Annotated in this window: 15 protein-coding genes; 9 read left to right on the top strand and 6 right to left on the bottom strand. The window is 61.5% G+C overall.

The window, feature by feature from the left end; translation table 11 throughout:
• The first annotated feature begins 196 nt into the window (after positions 1-196).
• The 3 genes from gyrA to NNA36_RS09240 all read left to right on the top strand — a co-directional run bounded on the left by gyrA (position 197) and on the right by NNA36_RS09240 (position 4,115).
• Positions 197-2,935: a DNA gyrase subunit A gene (gene gyrA, locus NNA36_RS09250; protein ID WP_255106614.1), complete on the top strand. Its 2,739-nt coding sequence runs from the start codon at positions 197-199 to the stop codon at positions 2,933-2,935.
• Positions 2,936-2,983: 48 nt separating this feature from the next.
• The gene (locus NNA36_RS09245; protein ID WP_255106613.1) at positions 2,984-3,412 is read left to right on the top strand and encodes a hypothetical protein; all 429 of its coding nucleotides are present in this window, start codon (positions 2,984-2,986) and stop codon (positions 3,410-3,412) included.
• A 139-nt stretch (positions 3,413-3,551) separates the two neighbouring features.
• The gene (locus tag NNA36_RS09240) at positions 3,552-4,115 is read left to right on the top strand and encodes a hypothetical protein (RefSeq protein ID WP_255106612.1); all 564 of its coding nucleotides are present in this window, start codon (positions 3,552-3,554) and stop codon (positions 4,113-4,115) included.
• Between the two features lie 9 nt (positions 4,116-4,124).
• On the opposite strand, the gene NNA36_RS09235 is transcribed toward NNA36_RS09240, so the two are convergent.
• The 3 genes from NNA36_RS09235 to NNA36_RS09225 all read right to left on the bottom strand — a co-directional run bounded on the left by NNA36_RS09235 (position 4,125) and on the right by NNA36_RS09225 (position 7,575).
• Positions 4,125-5,600, bottom strand: a complete 1,476-nt coding sequence (locus tag NNA36_RS09235) for a carboxypeptidase M32 (protein ID WP_255106611.1) — start codon at positions 5,598-5,600, stop codon at positions 4,125-4,127.
• 3 nt (positions 5,601-5,603) lie between these two features.
• Positions 5,604-6,752: a heme A synthase gene (gene ctaA, locus NNA36_RS09230; RefSeq protein ID WP_255106610.1), complete on the bottom strand. Its 1,149-nt coding sequence runs from the start codon at positions 6,750-6,752 to the stop codon at positions 5,604-5,606.
• A 76-nt stretch (positions 6,753-6,828) separates the two neighbouring features.
• Positions 6,829-7,575 carry an RNA methyltransferase gene (locus tag NNA36_RS09225; protein ID WP_255106608.1) on the bottom strand — a complete coding sequence of 249 codons (747 nt, stop codon included), beginning with the start codon at positions 7,573-7,575 and terminating at the stop codon, positions 6,829-6,831.
• A 125-nt stretch (positions 7,576-7,700) separates the two neighbouring features.
• Between NNA36_RS09225 and NNA36_RS09220 the strand changes: the two genes are divergently transcribed.
• Together NNA36_RS09220 and NNA36_RS09215 are read left to right on the top strand one after the other, a co-directional pair.
• On the top strand, positions 7,701-8,030 hold the full coding sequence (locus NNA36_RS09220) for a TfoX/Sxy family protein (protein ID WP_255106607.1): 330 nt from the start codon (positions 7,701-7,703) through the stop codon (positions 8,028-8,030).
• 57 nt (positions 8,031-8,087) lie between these two features.
• Positions 8,088-8,708, top strand: coding sequence for a thiamine phosphate synthase (locus NNA36_RS09215; protein ID WP_255106606.1), 621 nt, complete (start codon positions 8,088-8,090; stop codon positions 8,706-8,708).
• Positions 8,709-8,746: 38 nt separating this feature from the next.
• On the opposite strand, the gene NNA36_RS09210 is transcribed toward NNA36_RS09215, so the two are convergent.
• The gene (locus tag NNA36_RS09210; protein ID WP_255106605.1) at positions 8,747-9,868 is read right to left on the bottom strand and encodes a HupE/UreJ family protein; all 1,122 of its coding nucleotides are present in this window, start codon (positions 9,866-9,868) and stop codon (positions 8,747-8,749) included.
• Here NNA36_RS09210 and NNA36_RS09205 point away from each other — a divergent pair.
• From NNA36_RS09205 to NNA36_RS09190, 4 genes are all read left to right on the top strand, one after another.
• On the top strand, positions 9,867-10,679 hold the full coding sequence (locus NNA36_RS09205; RefSeq protein WP_255106603.1) for a DUF4198 domain-containing protein: 813 nt from the start codon (positions 9,867-9,869) through the stop codon (positions 10,677-10,679). The two genes, NNA36_RS09210 and NNA36_RS09205, sit on opposite strands and share 2 nt — an antisense overlap.
• A gap of 44 nt (positions 10,680-10,723) precedes the next feature.
• Positions 10,724-11,617, top strand: coding sequence for a PfkB family carbohydrate kinase (locus tag NNA36_RS09200; protein WP_255106601.1), 894 nt, complete (start codon positions 10,724-10,726; stop codon positions 11,615-11,617).
• Complete coding sequence (locus NNA36_RS09195; protein WP_255106599.1) at positions 11,614-12,534, top strand: pseudouridine-5'-phosphate glycosidase; 921 nt, start codon at positions 11,614-11,616, stop codon at positions 12,532-12,534. Before NNA36_RS09200 ends, NNA36_RS09195 begins: the two co-directional genes overlap by 4 nt.
• Positions 12,535-12,617: 83 nt before the next feature.
• Entirely contained in the window at positions 12,618-13,316 is a 699-nt protein-coding gene (locus tag NNA36_RS09190) for a DUF502 domain-containing protein (protein WP_255106597.1), read from the top strand.
• Here NNA36_RS09190 and NNA36_RS09185 read toward each other — a convergent pair.
• Both NNA36_RS09185 and NNA36_RS09180 read right to left on the bottom strand, forming a co-directional pair.
• Complete coding sequence (locus tag NNA36_RS09185) at positions 13,313-14,350, bottom strand: patatin-like phospholipase family protein (protein WP_255106595.1); 1,038 nt, start codon at positions 14,348-14,350, stop codon at positions 13,313-13,315. The genes NNA36_RS09190 and NNA36_RS09185 overlap by 4 nt on opposite strands.
• Before the next feature lie 58 nt (positions 14,351-14,408).
• Entirely contained in the window at positions 14,409-15,182 is a 774-nt protein-coding gene (locus tag NNA36_RS09180; protein WP_255106592.1) for a 3-hydroxybutyrate dehydrogenase, read from the bottom strand.
• Between the last annotated feature and the right edge of the window lie 274 nt (positions 15,183-15,456).

The following is a 15,456-nucleotide window of genomic DNA, read 5'->3' as shown; positions in this document are numbered from 1 at the left end:
CACCAGGCCGACACACACCCCACCGACGTGATACCGACAAAATACCGACGTGGCACCGACATGGGTTTTCTCAGCGCAATCCGCATTAACCCACCCCGCAAAGCAATTCCTCGCGCACGGCCATTGCCCCCATATGATGGGGCTGTTATAAAAATGACAACAAGATAGCGACCGCCAGAAAGAAGCGAGCCACTACGTGAGCGACACTCCGGAAACCCCTGAAAACGAAGAAGAATCCGTACACGAGTATATGCCGCACGACGGACCCTCGGTGACCATCGAGGAAGAAATGCGCAACTCGTACCTCGATTACGCCATGAGCGTGATCGTGAGCCGTGCGATTCCCGACCTCCGTGACGGCCTGAAACCCGTCCACCGCCGCATTCTTTATGCCATGCACGAGACCGGCAACACCCACGAAAAGGCCTACCGCAAGTCGGCCCGTCCGGTGGGCGACGTGATGGGTAAATACCACCCGCACGGTGACAGCGCGATTTACGATGCGCTCGTTCGTATGGCGCAGGATTTCTCGATGTCGCTGCCGCTTCTGGACGGTCAGGGCAACTTTGGCTCGATGGACGGCGATAACCCGGCGGCCATGCGTTACACCGAGGTGCGGATGGACAAGCCCGCCGCCTCGATCCTGGCCGACATCGAAAAAGACACGGTCGACTTCCAGGACAACTATGACGGCAAGGACAAGGAACCGACGGTGCTTCCGGCGCGGTTCCCCAACATGCTGGTCAATGGCGCAGGCGGTATTGCGGTGGGTATGGCCACCAACATCCCGCCGCACAACCTTGGCGAAGTCTGCGACGCGACGCTGGCCCTGATCGATGATCCTGACCTGTCGAGCGAACAGCTGATCCAGTATATCCCTGGACCGGATTTCCCGACCGGCGGCATCATGCTGGGCCGTTCCGGTGCGCGCAAAGCCTATCTAGAAGGCCGTGGCAGCGTCATCATCCGCGCCAAGACCCGCGTCGAGGAGATCCGCAAGGACCGCTATGCCATCGTCATCGACGAGATCCCCTATCAGGTGAACAAAGCCTCGATGATCGAGAAGATCGCCGAGCAGGTGCGCGAGAAAAAGGTCGAGGGTGTTGCCCACGTTCAGGATGAATCCGACCGTAACGGCGTGCGCGTCGTGGTCGAACTCAAGCGCGACGCCACCCCCGATGTGGTGCTGAACCAGCTATTCCGCTTTACCCCGATGCAGACGTCTTTCGGCTGCAACATGCTGGCGCTGAACGGTGGTCGCCCCGAACAGCTGACCCTGCGCAAGTTCCTGACCTCCTTCATCGACTTCCGCGAAGAGGTCGTGGCACGGCGCACCGCCTTTGATCTGCGCAAGGCACGTGAACGCAGCCACATCCTGTGTGGTCTGGCCGTGGCCGTGTCGAACGTGGACGAAGTGGTTGCCACCATCCGGTCATCGGCGGATGCAGCCGAGGCCCGTCACAAGCTGATGACCCGCCGTTGGCCGGCGGCCGACATCGCGGCCTATATCCAGCTGATTGACGATCCGACCCACACCATGAACGAGGACGGCACCTATAACCTGTCCGAGACCCAGGCCCGTGCGATCCTTGAATTGCGCCTGCAGCGCCTGACCCAGATTGGTGTCAAAGAAGTCACGGACGAACTTGAAGAACTGGCCTCCAAGATCAAGGAATACCTTGAAATTCTCGGTTCGCGCGAACGTATCATGGGCCTGATCGCGGACGAACTTCGCGAAGTTCAGACCAACTTTGCCGTACCGCGCCGTACCGAGATCGTCGACTGGTCGGGCGACATGGACGACGAAGACCTGATCGAGCGCGAGGATATGGTCGTGACCATCACCTCGGGCGGCTATATCAAGCGCACCCCGCTGGCCGATTTCCGGGCCCAGAAGCGCGGCGGCAAGGGTGTTTCGGGCATGCAGACCAAGGAAGAGGACGTGATCACCACGCTCTTCGTGGCCAACACCCACACCCAGCTTCTGTTCTTCACCACCGATGGCATGGTCTACAAACTCAAGACCTGGCGCCTGCCGCTTGGCGGACGGACCTCGAAGGGCAAGGCCATCGTCAATATCCTGCCGATCCCGAGCGGTGTGTCGATTGCGGCCATCATGCCTGTCGACCGCGACGAGGACGAATGGAGCGACCTGCAGATCTTCTTTGCCACCTCGGCCGGTGACGTGCGCCGCAATGCGCTGAGCGATTTCACCAATGTGAAACGCAACGGCAAGATCGCCATGAAACTGCCCGAGGGCGTGGAACTGGTGAATGCACGCATCTGTACCGAAGAGGACGACGTGATGCTGGTCACCAATTCGGGCCGGGCAATCCGCTTCCCCACCACCGAGGTGCGTGTGTTCAAAGGCCGCGACTCGACCGGTGTGCGCGGTATCCGCCTGAATGACAGCGACAAGGTAGTATCGATGTCGGTGATCCGCCACTTCGAAGCCAGCCCGGAAGAGCGTGCCGCCTATCTCAAGATGCGCCGCGCCGTGGCTGGTGTGACCGACGAGGGCGAGGCCGATGACGAAGGCGCGGTGGCAGGTGAACTCTCGCAGGAACGCTATGCCGAAATGTCGGCCTTCGAAAACCTGATCCTCACCATCACCACCGGTGGCGCGGGCAAGCTTTCGTCGAGCCATGACTATCCGGTGCGTGGCCGTGGTGGTCAGGGTGTCGCCGCGATGGACAAGGCAATGCGCGGCGGTGACCTCGTGGCCTCTTTCCCCGTCGAGATGGACGACCAGATCATGCTCGCCACCTCTGGCGGCCAGTCGATCCGCGTGCCGGTTGACGGCATCTCCTTCCGCTCCCGCTCGGCCGGTGGCGTCAGGGTCTTCAACACCGGCAAGGGCGAAGAGGTTGTCTCGGTCGCCCGGATTGCCGAACAGAATGATGAGGACGAGACCTCGGAAGGTTCGGAAGACTAACCAGATCAGGGCGGCCCGCGGGTCGCCCTTTTTGATCGCAAGCGGCGCATGACCAAGGTCAAGGTTCGACTGGGGAAAAACGCCTATGTCGAACCTGCCCCTTTCGCCACCCAGAGGTCGTCCATGCTCGCAATTCGCCCCCTCGCCGTTTCCCTTGCCCTCCTCGCCGCGCCCCTTGCCGCCGAAGAACTCGCGGGTGCGGCCCTTCTGGACAGCCTCAGCAACCGCACCTTTGATTGCCTCCAGGGGCCGATCCCCCTGCAATGGTCGTTTGAGATCATCGCACCGGATGCCACGGCGGTGCCCTACGTGGCCATTGTCAAAGGCAAGACCGTCGAGGCCGAATACGAGCTCACCACGAACGGGCGGCTCACCTCGGATGGCTATGGCGCAGAGCGGATCGTTGAGCGATTGGAGGACGGCGCCTTGCGCGTTACCCGCAGCGATGGACGGGCGATGGTCTGCAAAGCCCGCTAAACCGTCACAGCCGCGTCCCATTTTCGTCCCATTCCCGGCCTAGGATTGAGGCAAAGGCCGGCGCGTTAGTGGTGCCGCGTGAGTTTTACGCATTTTGTGTAGTGCCGGCCTCTTTCTACTCACGATCCAAGACGGCCCCATGCGCAACACACATCCAACTGACACGCCCAGCACCCGCAGTTTCAAACTGGTCTTGATGCGTATCCTGATTGCCTCTTACCTCATGGCAGTCAGCGTTGGCATCGCACCGGGGCCAGACCTCGTACCGACCCTGAAACACTTCATGCCCGAGACCCAGGCCACGATCATCGGTGCCGCCGCCCTGTTCCTGCCGGCCTATACGATGATGGCGGGCATCTGGCTGCGGGCGAGTATCCACGTCATCGCGATGATGGTTGTTCTGGCCACCGCACTGGATACGCTGGTGTTTAACGACACCCCGAAACTGGGTGCGCTCTGGCAAGAGGCGGTCACGCTTTGCGCCCTGCTTCAATGCCTGATGCTGATGAAGGGGCGTCACTTTCGCCACTCCTCCCTTGTCAAACGCAAGGTCGCGGTGCGCCGGCTTGATCCACAGACTCGGTTGCGCGCGGTCCTTCCGATCACACCTTTGCAGGACACCCCCGCCCTTGTACCTGTGCCGGTGCACGCAAAACGAAACGACACCCTCGATGACGAGGATGTCGTGAATATCTTCAACTAAGTCAGATCGTTACAGGCCGTAAAGCGCGCCGAATTTCTCTTCGAGATAGGCCAGAAGAGGCTCGGACGTCGGGGCCATGCCGCTTGCGTGTTCGATGGTCTCGGCCGGACGGCGCAGGCCACCGTGGCGTTGCAAGTTTTCGCGAAGCCAACCAGTTGCGGCCGATGTGTCCCCCTGCGCAAGCTGCGCATCGAGGTCTGGAACCGCCTTGCGCAGCGCCTGATGCAGGCAACCGGCATAGACATTGCCAAGGCTGTAGGTCGGGAAATAGCCGAACAGGCCCACCGACCAGTGGACATCCTGCAAGACACCGTTCGAAGGCTTGTCGACGGCATAGCCGAAATCCGCTTCGAACCGGTCATTCCACGCCGCTTCCAGATCCTCGACCTCCAGATCGCCCCCCATCAGGGCGCGTTCAAGATCAAAGCGCAGCATGATGTGCAGGTTGTACTGCACCTCGTCGGCCTCGGTCCGGATATAGCCTTTGTGAACGGTGTTCACGGTGGCATAGAACTTCTCGGGCGTCCCGACGCCGAACTTGCCAAAGGCTTCGCGCATCTCCTTGAACAGCCAGCCGGTAAAGGCCTGACTGCGCCCAAGCTGGTTCTCGTAGATGCGGCTCTGGCTTTCGTGCACACCCATCGACACGCCCTGCCCCAGCGGTGTCAGCGCATAGGCATCGTCGATGCCCTGCTCATAGCAGGCGTGGCCAACCTCGTGGATTGTCGAATAGAAACAGTTGAACGGATCGCGCGGGCTGGTGCGGGTGGTGATACGCACGTCATGGCCCGAGCCCGACGAAAACGGATGCACGGCCTTGTCGATGCGACCCATGCCAAGATCATAGCCGAAAGCCTGCGCCAGCTTGCGGGTCAGCTGCATCTGCTTACGCGGCGGGAACTTGCCCTTGAGCGCACGGGGCGCGGGCTTGTCCAGAACGGCACTGCGCAAGGCAACAAGACGTGGACGCATGGCATCGAACATGGCCTGCAGGTCCGCCGCCTTCATATCGGGTTCGTAGTCGTCGATCATCGCGTCATAGACATCGCCGCCATCCGCCAGCGCCTGCCCTTCCTGACGCTTGAGATCGACAACCTCGCGCAGCACCGGAAGGAAGGCCGCCACGTCCTCACTGGCCCGCGCCTCGGCCCATTGGCCCTGTGCGCGGCTGGTCACCTTGGCGATCTGCGCTGCCAGATCGGCAGGCACTTTCATGGTGCGGGCAAAGGATTTGCGGATGTGGCGCATCTGGGCCTGACCGACCTCGTCCAGCATCGCATCGTCGATCGCGGCCAGCCACTCGCCCACGCGCGGATCGGTGCGACGGGCGTGCAGCACACTTTCCATTGCCGCCATCTCTTCGGACCGCTGCGCCGCCGATCCACGAGGCATGACCGTTTCCTGATCCCAGCCCAAGCGGCCAGCCACCTGCCCCAGCGCCTCGGTTTGGTGCTGGAACGCCATCAACTCGTCAAATGCGGACATGGATCAACCTTCTCGAATGGAACGGGATACGGGGAAATGAGACAGGAACCGCGCCCGCAGGATCAGCACCCAGACGGCAATCGCCACGATCTGGTGCGTGATCGCGATATGAACCTGCGCGGCGTAAAGAACGGTGCCGATGCCCAGCAACAGCTGAACCGCGACAGCGGCCATCACGGCATTGAAGGCAAACTGGGTACCGGCGTGCGCCGAGGTCCGGCCACGACGCCAGACGATCACCGCGAAAATCACGAAGAGATAGCCCCAGATGCGGTGGATGAACTGCACAAGGCCCGGGTTTTCAAAGAAGTTCTTCCACATCGGCTCAAGCAGGAACGGATCGGGCGGGATCACCTGCCCGCCCATCAGCGGCCAGTCGGTATAACTGCGACCTGCGTCGATGCCCGCCACCAGGGCTCCCAGCAGAATTTGGATAAACGCCATGTGCAACAGACCCGTGGACATCGAGAACAGCTTGGCCTCCTTGCCACGGCGCGCCTGCATCAGGTCACGTTCTTCGCGGCCAAGCAGCAAGATGTACCAGGCGATGAACCCAAGGATCACGAAGGCCAGACCAAGGTGCGTTGCCAGTCGATACGAGGCCACGGTGGTCACGCCTTCCCCTGACGTCACACCGGATTCCACCATCCACCAGCCCACGGCGCCCTGAACTCCGCCAAGCGCGCCGATCAGGACAAGACGCCCGGTCCAACCCGTCGGAATGTTGCGGGCGATGGCGAAACCGGCAAGGCCCAAGGCCCAGACAAGGCCGATCACGCGGCCGATCTGGCGATGACCCCATTCCCACCAGTAGATCGTCTTGAAGTCTTCCAGCGTCATCCACTGGTTCTCGATCCGCCACTGGTCGATCTGCTTGTACTTGTCGAACTCGGATTGCCAGTCGGCCTCGTTCATCGGCGGAACGGCCCCGGTCACGGGACGCCATTCGGTGATCGACAGGCCACTGTCGGTCAGGCGGGTCAAGCCGCCAACGACGATCATCACCACAACCATCGCAAACAGCACCATGAGCCAGGCCCGAATGCCACGGCGGGCACCTTTCGCGCCCTTGTCGATCACGCCAACCGCCTTGGGGGCGTCCTTCGGGCTGCTCTTGCCGACCTCTTCGAAAATGCTGCGTTTCTGGCTCATCTGGCTGTTGATCCTCGTGCTTCTTCGGAGGGGAGATTAGGGCGCACCCTAGCGGGCTTCAAGCGGCCTGCGCGGATTAATCGCCGCGTTCTTTCCAGCGTACCATTTGCCGCATCACGCCATGCAGCATCTGCACATCCGCACGGGTCAGGCGCATCCGGCTCCACATATTGCGCAGGTTGGTCTTCATGCCTTCCTCCTTGCCCGGGGGAAAGAAGAAACCGGCCTGATCCAGCCGCTCTTCATAGTGGCTTTGCAGGGCTTCCATTTCTGCCTGATTGGCCCATTCGGTCTTGGCCATGTCGACGCGCTCGGCCTCGACATCGACGGCACCGCGTCGCCATTCATAGGCTGTCAGCAAGACACACTGCGCAAGGTTGAGCGAAGCGAACTCGGGGTTCACCGGCACGTTGATGATAGCGTTGGCGCGGGCGATGTCATCGTTTTCAAGGCCCGAACGTTCCGGCCCGAACAACACGGCGACCTTTTCGCCCGCCGCAATCTTTTCGCGTGCCATTTCCATCGCGCGCTCCGGTGTCACCACCGGTTTGGTCAGGCCCCGCGCCCGCGCCGTGGTGGCAAAGACAAAGTGACAGTCCTCAAGCGCCTCAGCGGTGGTGTCGCACAGCTTGGCCTCATCCAGAAGACGCCCTGCCCCGGATGCCATCGCCACCGCGCGCTGGTTCGGCCAGCCATCACGCGGATCGACAATGCGCATACGGTCCAGACCAAAGTTCCACATCGCACGGGCGGCGCCCCCGATGTTTTCCCCCATCTGCGGGCGAACAAGAACAAAGGCGGGCTGTGGGGTCGCGGTGGGCATCGGCGTCTCTTTTTCAGAAATATCTGGCTGCTCATATCGCCCGCGTGCCTCTGATGACAAGCCGTGGCTTCAATTATCCCCCGTTCCGGCCTAGAATTTTCGCGCATGGAACGGAGGCAAGAGACATGGCCTATGACGAAGGGCTGGCGAGCCTGATCCGCGATGACCTTGTCGACCGGATCGGCATCAGTGAAAAGCGCATGTTCGGGGGGCTGTGCTTTCTCATGAACGGCAACATGCTCTGCGGGGTGCACAAGGGTGGCGGCATGTATCGTGTCGGCAAGGACAACGAGGCGACAGCGCTTGCTATCGAAGGCGCGCGCCCGATGGATTTCACCGGACGCCCCATGGGCGGCATGATCGACGTCGATGACGACCTGATGGCCGACGATGACCGGCGCGCGCAACTGCTTGCTCTCGCCCTTGATTTTGTCGCACCCATGCCTGCCAAGTAGCCAAAGCCGAAAAACCGCGTTATAGCGGCGCGAAGACTCACCGACAGGAGCCCGAAGATGGCCGAAACCGAGCTGCCCCAGATCTATCTCATCACCCCGCCCGAGATTGAACTCAGCCGTTTTCCCGAGCAATTGGCCCGGGTTCTGGACGACACCGACATTGCCTGCGTGCGCCTTGCGCTGGCCACCCAGGACGAAGACCGCATCAGCCGCGCCGCCGATGCCCTTCGCGAGACCTGTCACGCCCGTGACGTGGCAATCGTGATCGCGGAACATGTCGTGCTGGCCGAACGGCTTGGCCTTGATGGGGTCCACCTGACCGACGGCGCGCGGTCCATGCGCAAGACCCGCAAGGATCTTGGTGACGATGCCATTGTCGGCGCCTACTGCGGCGCGTCGCGTCACGACGGCATGACCGCCGGCGAACAGGGTGCCGACTACATCTCGTTCGGTCCGGTTGGCAGCACCCCTCTGGGCGATGGCACCGTTGCCGATCATGAACTGTTCGAATGGTGGTCGCAGATGATCGAAGTGCCCGTGGTCGCCGAGGGCGCGCTCGATGTCGAGATCATCCGCAAACTGTCGCCGGTCACCGATTTCTTCGGCATTGGCGAGGAAATCTGGCGTGCCGAAGACCCGGTTGCCCAGCTGGCCGAGTTCAAGGCCGCCTTCAGCTAAGCTTTTGGTGCGGGCCTGATGGCCCGCCCGCCGTTCTATTAGAAGAACACCCTTTCCACGCACCAATAGGCACCGATCAGGGCAATACCGCAGGACGCAGGCACCGCGATGCGGGCGCGATACCACGGTTTTTGCCCGAACCAGAGCCCAACTGCGAGGAACGCAAGGGCAATCACGCAAAGCTGGCCCAGTTCGACACCCACGTTGAACCCAAGGAGCGCGGCCACAAAGGTGCCCTCCGGCAGACCAAAGTCCCCCAGCACCGAGGCAAACCCAAGCCCGTGCAGCAATCCGAACAGGAAGACCACCACGGGACGCCAGCGTGTCAGGCCTTTGGACAGGATGTTTTCAACCGCGACATAGGTGATCGAGGCGGCAATCAGCGGCTCGACGACGCTTGCCGGCACCACAACCCACCCCAGCGCCCCAAGCGCCAGCGTCACCGTGTGGGCCAGCGTGAAGGCCGAGACCTGCCACAGCAACGGCCCCATGCGCAGCGACAGGAAAAACAACCCCAGCACAAAGAGGATATGATCAAGCCCCTTGGGCAGGATGTGATCGAACCCAACCGGGATATAGGCAAGGAAACTCTGCCAGCCACTCAACTGGTCGCCGCCTAAGACCGAGATCGCGGGGCTTCGCTCACCGCCGTTCAGCGTTCCGGTATAAGGGTCTTCAACGCCCTGCTGGCGCAGGATCAACAGCCCATACCCCTTGCCCCATTCCAGAGAGACCGCGCGCGTGCCCTCTGGCACATCCCCACTCAGGCCAATGACGCTGGTGCGGGGCAATTCCACGCCAATGGCGTCTTCGATCTCGACCGCCCCAAGCCGCAGGGGCACGCGGGAGTTGTCGGCCCATAGAACCAGCGCCCCGAGGCTTTGGTCAAACCCTTCGTTGAACCGCTCGGCAAGGGCATCCGGCCCCAGCGCGCGCAAGGCCTCGTATTCCTCGGCCCCGACCTCAGCCTCGAGCGTGTCTTCCGTGACATCAAGGTCCATTCCGGCAAGAAAACTCTCGAGGTTGAGCCGCAACACAAGGTCGGCGCGGCCATCGGCAACCGTCAGGTCCGCAATTGTCGGGTTGATCTCGTGGGCCTTGGCGGGCAACCCTAGGGCCACCACCCAAACCATCGCCAAAATGCGCAGCACCTGTCTCATGTTCCTGTCTCGCCTCTTTGCCAGTTCCGTCGCCTGCCTGTTCGCGGTCTCTTGTGCCGCGCATGAGTTCTGGCTTGAGCCGCAACAGTATCAAGTCGCTTCCGGTATGCCTATCGTTGCCTCGCTGAAAAACGGCGAAAACTTTCGCGGCACCGATTTCGCCTGGTTCGACCGCCGTATCCTGCGGTTCGATGCCTATCAGAACGGCAGGGTCACGCCCGTGACCGGCCGCGCCGGAGACGTTCCGGCGGTGCGCTACGAGACGGATCAGGCCGGTCTTGTAAGCTTTGCCCACGAGGCCGCCATGCAGACCGTTGCCTATCGCGACTGGCAGGGGTTCGTGGATTTCGCGACCCACAAGGGCTATGCCGACATTGCCGACTGGCACAAAAGCCGCCGCCTTCCAGAGCCGCCGTTCGAGGAAGGCTACCGGCGCTTCGTGAAATCTCTGGTCGCAGTGGATGAGGGTGCCGGCCAGGATCAGGCGACCGGCCTTCTGAGCGAGTTCGTCGCCCTGGCAAATCCCTACAGGTTGGCCCCGCATGATGGTCTGCCGGTGCAACTGCTTTACAAGGGCCAGCCCCGCCAGAACGCCCTGATCGAAGTATTCGAACGCGCCCCGGACGGAACCGTAGAGGTTTTCACTAAGGCAACCGATGCAACGGGACAGGCCATCATCCCCGTTCGCGCAAACCACAGTTACCTGCTGGATTCCGTTGTCCTGCGCCCCCCGTCCGACGCGGACGCCGCCAAATACGGCATCGTATGGGAAAGCCTCTGGGCTTCGCTCACTTTCCACGTGCCCAAGTAACGGCCTCTCTTGCCATCCCTTTACCAACAGGTCAAAACCGCCTCATGACTCATGATCCTGACATCCTCTGCATCGGCTCGGTCCTCTGGGACGTCATTGGCCGTTCTCCGGCCCATATGCGTCAGGGATCGGATGTGCCCGGCCGCATCACCCGCTTGCCCGGCGGCGTGGCGATGAATATCGCGATGACGCTCGCGCGGTTCGGCCTGCGCCCCGGCCTGCTGACGGCCATTGGCCAGGATCCAGCGGGACGCGAGTTGATCACCGCCTGCAACGAATTGGGCATGGTCACCGATCACGTCTACCGTTCCGAAGACCTGCCGACCGATCAATACATGGCTGTTGAGGGCGCAAACGGTCTGATCGCCGCGATCGCCGACGCCCATTCGCTTGAGGCGGCAGGTGACAAGATCCTGCGCCCGCTTGAAAACGGGATGCTGGGCAGCGCCGAAGCCCCATACAGCGGATATATCGCGCTGGATGGCAACCTGACACAGCGCCTGCTTGAAAACATTGCGCAAAGCCCGCTTTTCGTGAATGCCGACCTGCGGGTCGCCCCGGCCAGCCCGGGCAAGGCCACGCGCCTCATGCCCTTCCTGATGCACGACCGCGCGGTGCTTTACGTGAACCTCGAAGAAGCCGGACTGCTGTGCCAGACCACCTTCGAGAACTCGGCACAGGCCGCAGAGGGCCTTGTGGCCCGCGGCGCACGTCGCGCCCTTGTGACCGACGGCGGGGATTCCGCTTCGGATGCAAATGCCGACGGATGCCTGACCCAGAAACCGCCCGAAGTGCTGGTGACCCGCGTCACCGGTGCGGGTGATACCTTCATGGCCGCCCATATCGCCGCCGAGGCCGCAGGCAGCGACCGCGCCGAAGCCCTGTCCCGCGCCCTGCACGCGGCCGCCACCTATGTTTCCGGAGGAAACGCGAAATGACCCTCATCACATTGTCGCCCGAAGTCGCCGAGGCCAAAGCCGCCGGCACGCCCATTGTCGCGCTGGAAAGCACGATCATCACGCACGGGATGCCATACCCGCAGAACCTTGAAACCGCCCGTCGTGTCGAAGGTGAAATCCGCGCGCACGGCGCAACGCCGGCCACCATCGCGGTTCTGGACGGTGTGCTCTACGCCGGTCTGACCGATCAGCAACTGGAACAACTGGCGCAGGCCAAGGACGTGGCCAAGCTGTCGCGCGCCGACCTTGCCGTCTGCATGGCGCGAGGTGGCAATGGCGCGACCACCGTCGCCGCCACCATGATCGCCGCCGATATGGCCGGCATTCCCGTCTTTGCCACAGGCGGCATCGGCGGTGTGCACAAGGGGGCCGAGCACAGTTTCGACATCTCTGCCGACCTGACCGAACTGGCGCAGACACCGGTCACTGTCGTGGCCGCTGGCGCAAAGGCCATCCTCGACCTTCCCAAGACTTTGGAAGTTCTGGAAACAAACGGCGTTCCGGTGATCGCCTTTGGACAGGACAGCTTTCCCGCCTTCTGGTCGGCCCAGTCCGACCTCGCCGCGCCCCTGCGCCTCGACACTGCGACCGAGATCGCCAAGGCGCATGTGCTACGCGGCCAGATCGGCCTGCCCGGCGGCCAGTTGATCGCCAACCCGATCCCGACCGAGGCCGAAATCGACGCCGAGACCCTCGCCCCGATCATCGCGCAAGCCACCGCCGAAGCAGAAGCCCAGGGCGTTACTGGCAAGGGCGTGACCCCTTTCCTTCTGTCGCGGATCTTCGAACTGACCGAAGGCCGTTCGCTTGAGGCAAACATAGCGCTGGTTCTGAACAACGCACGTCTTGCTGCGAAAATCGCCGGCGAGATCACAAAGATGCGTGGTAAAGGGTAAAAACGTCGCCAGAGGGGTTTGAATCGTTGATCCCAAATCTCCCAGACCTTAGGTAACGCGGTAGAAAAACGACGTCCAAGATCATGACCACGCCATTCGACGAAGAACCCCATCACCACCGCAAGCCCGGCATGTTCGCCGGCCTGCGTTCCTCATTCCTGACGGGGATCGTCGTCATCGCGCCTGTGGGCATGACGATCTGGCTGATCTGGACGCTGATTGGCTGGGTGGATGGCGTGGTGCTACCGCTGGTGCCCTATACCTTCCAGCCGGAAAAATACATCGGCATCAACCTTCGTGGCGTTGGCGTCATCATCTTCCTCCTGTTCACGATTTTCGTAGGTTGGGTCGCCAAGGGCCTGATCGGGCGTTCGCTGATCAACTTTGCCGAAGGTCTTGTGGATCGCATGCCTGTCGTGCGGTCGATCTATTCCGGCGTAAAGCAGATTGCCGAGACGGTGTTTGCCCAGTCTGACCGGAACTTTGAAAAGGCCTGCCTTGTGGAATACCCCCGCAAGGGCATTTGGGCGGTTGGGTTCATCTCGGCCGAGGCCAAGGGCGAAGTCGACGCCAAGCCGCATACCAGCGATCAGCTGATGGGGGTTTTCGTACCCACCACGCCAAACCCAACCTCGGGCTTCCTGCTGTTCTTCCCGCGCGAAGACATCATCGAGCTGGACATGAGCATCGAGGAAGCCGCGAAACTGGTGATTTCCGCCGGCCTTGTCTATCCCAACGCCAAGGACCCGACGAAACCCTCCGGTGAAAAGTCGAAGTCCTAACCGTAGGTATCCCGCAGGTTGATGGTGCTTTCCACGTTCAGCGCCTGCTTATGTGACTTGAGGAAATCCTGCGCCGCCTTCTGACCGGCGGCCTTGAGTTCGGCGAGGATATAGGGTGTGGGCACCGATTTCGTGGCCACCGACAGATCGTTCATCAGCGTGTCATCGGCGATCATGTGAACCTTCACATCCTTCATGCTGCCCTTGTCGATCGCCCCCTGCTCCAAGAGCCGATGCGCAAAGGCAATCGCCCGCAACTCGCTGAGCAGCGAACTGTTAAAACTGATCTCGTTGATGCGGCTCTGGATCTGTTGCGGTGTCACCGGCTTTTCCGCACGCTCCAGCGGGTTGATGTTGATGATCACCACATCATCCGGCAACTCGCGGTCAAACAGCGGAAACAAGGCCGGATTGCCGGTATAGCCGCCATCCCAATAGGCATCGCACTCCCCCGTCTCCGGATCTTCGATTTCCACCGCCTGGAACATTGTGGGCAGACAGGCCGAGGCAAGGATCACGTCGGTGGTGATCTCCTGCTTGGTGAACACCCGCGCCTTGCCGGTGCGCACGTTCGTTGCACAAATGTAAAGACGCGGGCCGATCTCGGAACAGACCTCTTTGTAGTTGAAGGCATCCACTACCGATCTGAGAGGGTTGGTATAGAACGGGCCATAGGCATAGGGAGACACCATGCGCGACATGGTTTCAGCCATCGAATAGGGCAGCGAATACTCCATCGCGCGCGCCACGGGTCCCGGTCCCGGGCCAAAGCTGGTCATCCAGTTGATCAGCCGCATATCCCCAACCGCGCCCATCCGCGACCAGAGTGCCTCAAGGTTGGCAATCGCCCCTGCCTCACCATCCTGGATCATGCCCGATTTCAGCGCGGCACCGTTCAACGCCCCTGCCGAGGTTCCCGAAATGCCCGCGATCTCGATTTCAGGGTCATCCAGCAGCACTTCGAGAGCGCCCCAGGTAAAGGCGCCATGCGCGCCGCCACCCTGAAGCGCGAGGTTGATCCGTTTCTTACCCATCAGGCACCCCAAAACAAAAAGGGCCCGCGCTGGCGGACCCTAGCACTCAAGACAGGATTTAGAGCGCGGTCCAGCCGCCGTCCACGCTGATCGTGGTGCCGGTGATCTGTGCCGCCGCGTCCGAACACAGGAAGACGGCGGTGCCGCCCAGCTGTTCGACGGTCGCGAATTCTTTCGAGGGCTGGCGCGTGAGCATCACGTTCTTCACCACCTCGTCGCGGCTCATATTGTATTCCTTCATGGTGTCCGGAATCTGCGCCTCGACCAGCGGCGTCAGCACATAGCCTGGGCAGATCGCGTTACAGGTGATCGGCTCCTGCGCGGTCTCGAGCGCGACGGTCTTGGTCATGCCGACAACGCCATGTTTGGCCGCGACATAGGCCGCTTTGAAAGGCGACGCGGTCAGGCCGTGAGCCGAGGCGATATTCACGATCCGGCCCCAGCCACGTTCGCGCATCCCCGGCAGGGCGGCGGCCGTGGTGTGGAAGGTCGAGTTCATGTTGATCGCGATGATTGCGTCCCACTTCTCGACCGGAAACTCGTCAATCGGGCTGACATGCTGGATACCGGCGTTGTTGACGAGGATGTCACATCCCCCCGCCTGTTCGATCAGCGCCCGGCATTCCTCACCCTTGGACATATCCGCCTTGATATAGCGCGCCTCGACACCGAACTCCTCGCCGATGCTCGCGGCCAGCGCGTGATCTTCGTCGTTATCGGTGAACGAGTTGAGAATCACATTCGCGCCCGCCTTGGCGAGTTCGCGGGCCACACCCAGACCGATGCCCGAGTTCGAACCAGTGATGATGGCGGTTTTGCCTGCCAGAGTCATGGAAATCTCCCTTATCCAAACTTGCGCGCACCATACCATGCTGCACCCGCAAAATAAGGGGTTTCCGGCCGTTCACGTATTCCTACGGGAGATTTGAACACGACAGACAAAAAAAACCCCGGCACAAGGCCGGGGTATAGTCATTGAGGCAGGTTTCATACAGGCAAGAAACCTATCGAGCAGTGACACCTTTATAAGCAATCCGCCGCTCAGAGTCCAAGCTAAAAGTTTGATAAGGCAGAGAACCCCCTGTACCCTCTGAGCCAATAAAAAC

It is taken from the genome of Shimia sp. CNT1-13L.2 (assembly GCF_024331145.1).
Taxonomy (GTDB): Bacteria; Pseudomonadota; Alphaproteobacteria; order Rhodobacterales; family Rhodobacteraceae; genus Shimia.
Note: the sequence above shows the minus strand (reverse complement) of the source record. Positions and strands in the feature narration are given on the sequence as shown.

Bases quoted from the DNA above. Each gene is read 5' to 3' on its own strand.
- NNA36_RS09200 (WP_255106601.1), top strand. From the start codon at position 10,724: ATGACTCATGATCCTGACATCCTCTGCATCGGCTCGGTCCTCTGGGAC.
- NNA36_RS09225 (WP_255106608.1), bottom strand. From the start codon at position 7,575: ATGCCCACCGCGACCCCACAGCCCGCCTTTGTTCTTGTTCGCCCGCAG.
- NNA36_RS09180 (WP_255106592.1), bottom strand. From the start codon at position 15,182: ATGACTCTGGCAGGCAAAACCGCCATCATCACTGGTTCGAACTCGGGC.
- NNA36_RS09220 (WP_255106607.1), top strand. From the start codon at position 7,701: ATGGCCTATGACGAAGGGCTGGCGAGCCTGATCCGCGATGACCTTGTC.
- NNA36_RS09195 (WP_255106599.1), top strand. From the start codon at position 11,614: ATGACCCTCATCACATTGTCGCCCGAAGTCGCCGAGGCCAAAGCCGCC.
- NNA36_RS09190 (WP_255106597.1), top strand. From the start codon at position 12,618: ATGACCACGCCATTCGACGAAGAACCCCATCACCACCGCAAGCCCGGC.
- NNA36_RS09240 (WP_255106612.1), top strand. From the start codon at position 3,552: ATGCGCAACACACATCCAACTGACACGCCCAGCACCCGCAGTTTCAAA.
- NNA36_RS09205 (WP_255106603.1), top strand. From the start codon at position 9,867: ATGTTCCTGTCTCGCCTCTTTGCCAGTTCCGTCGCCTGCCTGTTCGCG.
- NNA36_RS09215 (WP_255106606.1), top strand. From the start codon at position 8,088: ATGGCCGAAACCGAGCTGCCCCAGATCTATCTCATCACCCCGCCCGAG.
- NNA36_RS09210 (WP_255106605.1), bottom strand. From the start codon at position 9,868: ATGAGACAGGTGCTGCGCATTTTGGCGATGGTTTGGGTGGTGGCCCTA.
- NNA36_RS09235 (WP_255106611.1), bottom strand. From the start codon at position 5,600: ATGTCCGCATTTGACGAGTTGATGGCGTTCCAGCACCAAACCGAGGCG.
- NNA36_RS09245 (WP_255106613.1), top strand. From the start codon at position 2,984: ATGACCAAGGTCAAGGTTCGACTGGGGAAAAACGCCTATGTCGAACCT.
- NNA36_RS09185 (WP_255106595.1), bottom strand. From the start codon at position 14,350: ATGGGTAAGAAACGGATCAACCTCGCGCTTCAGGGTGGCGGCGCGCAT.
- ctaA (WP_255106610.1), bottom strand. From the start codon at position 6,752: ATGAGCCAGAAACGCAGCATTTTCGAAGAGGTCGGCAAGAGCAGCCCG.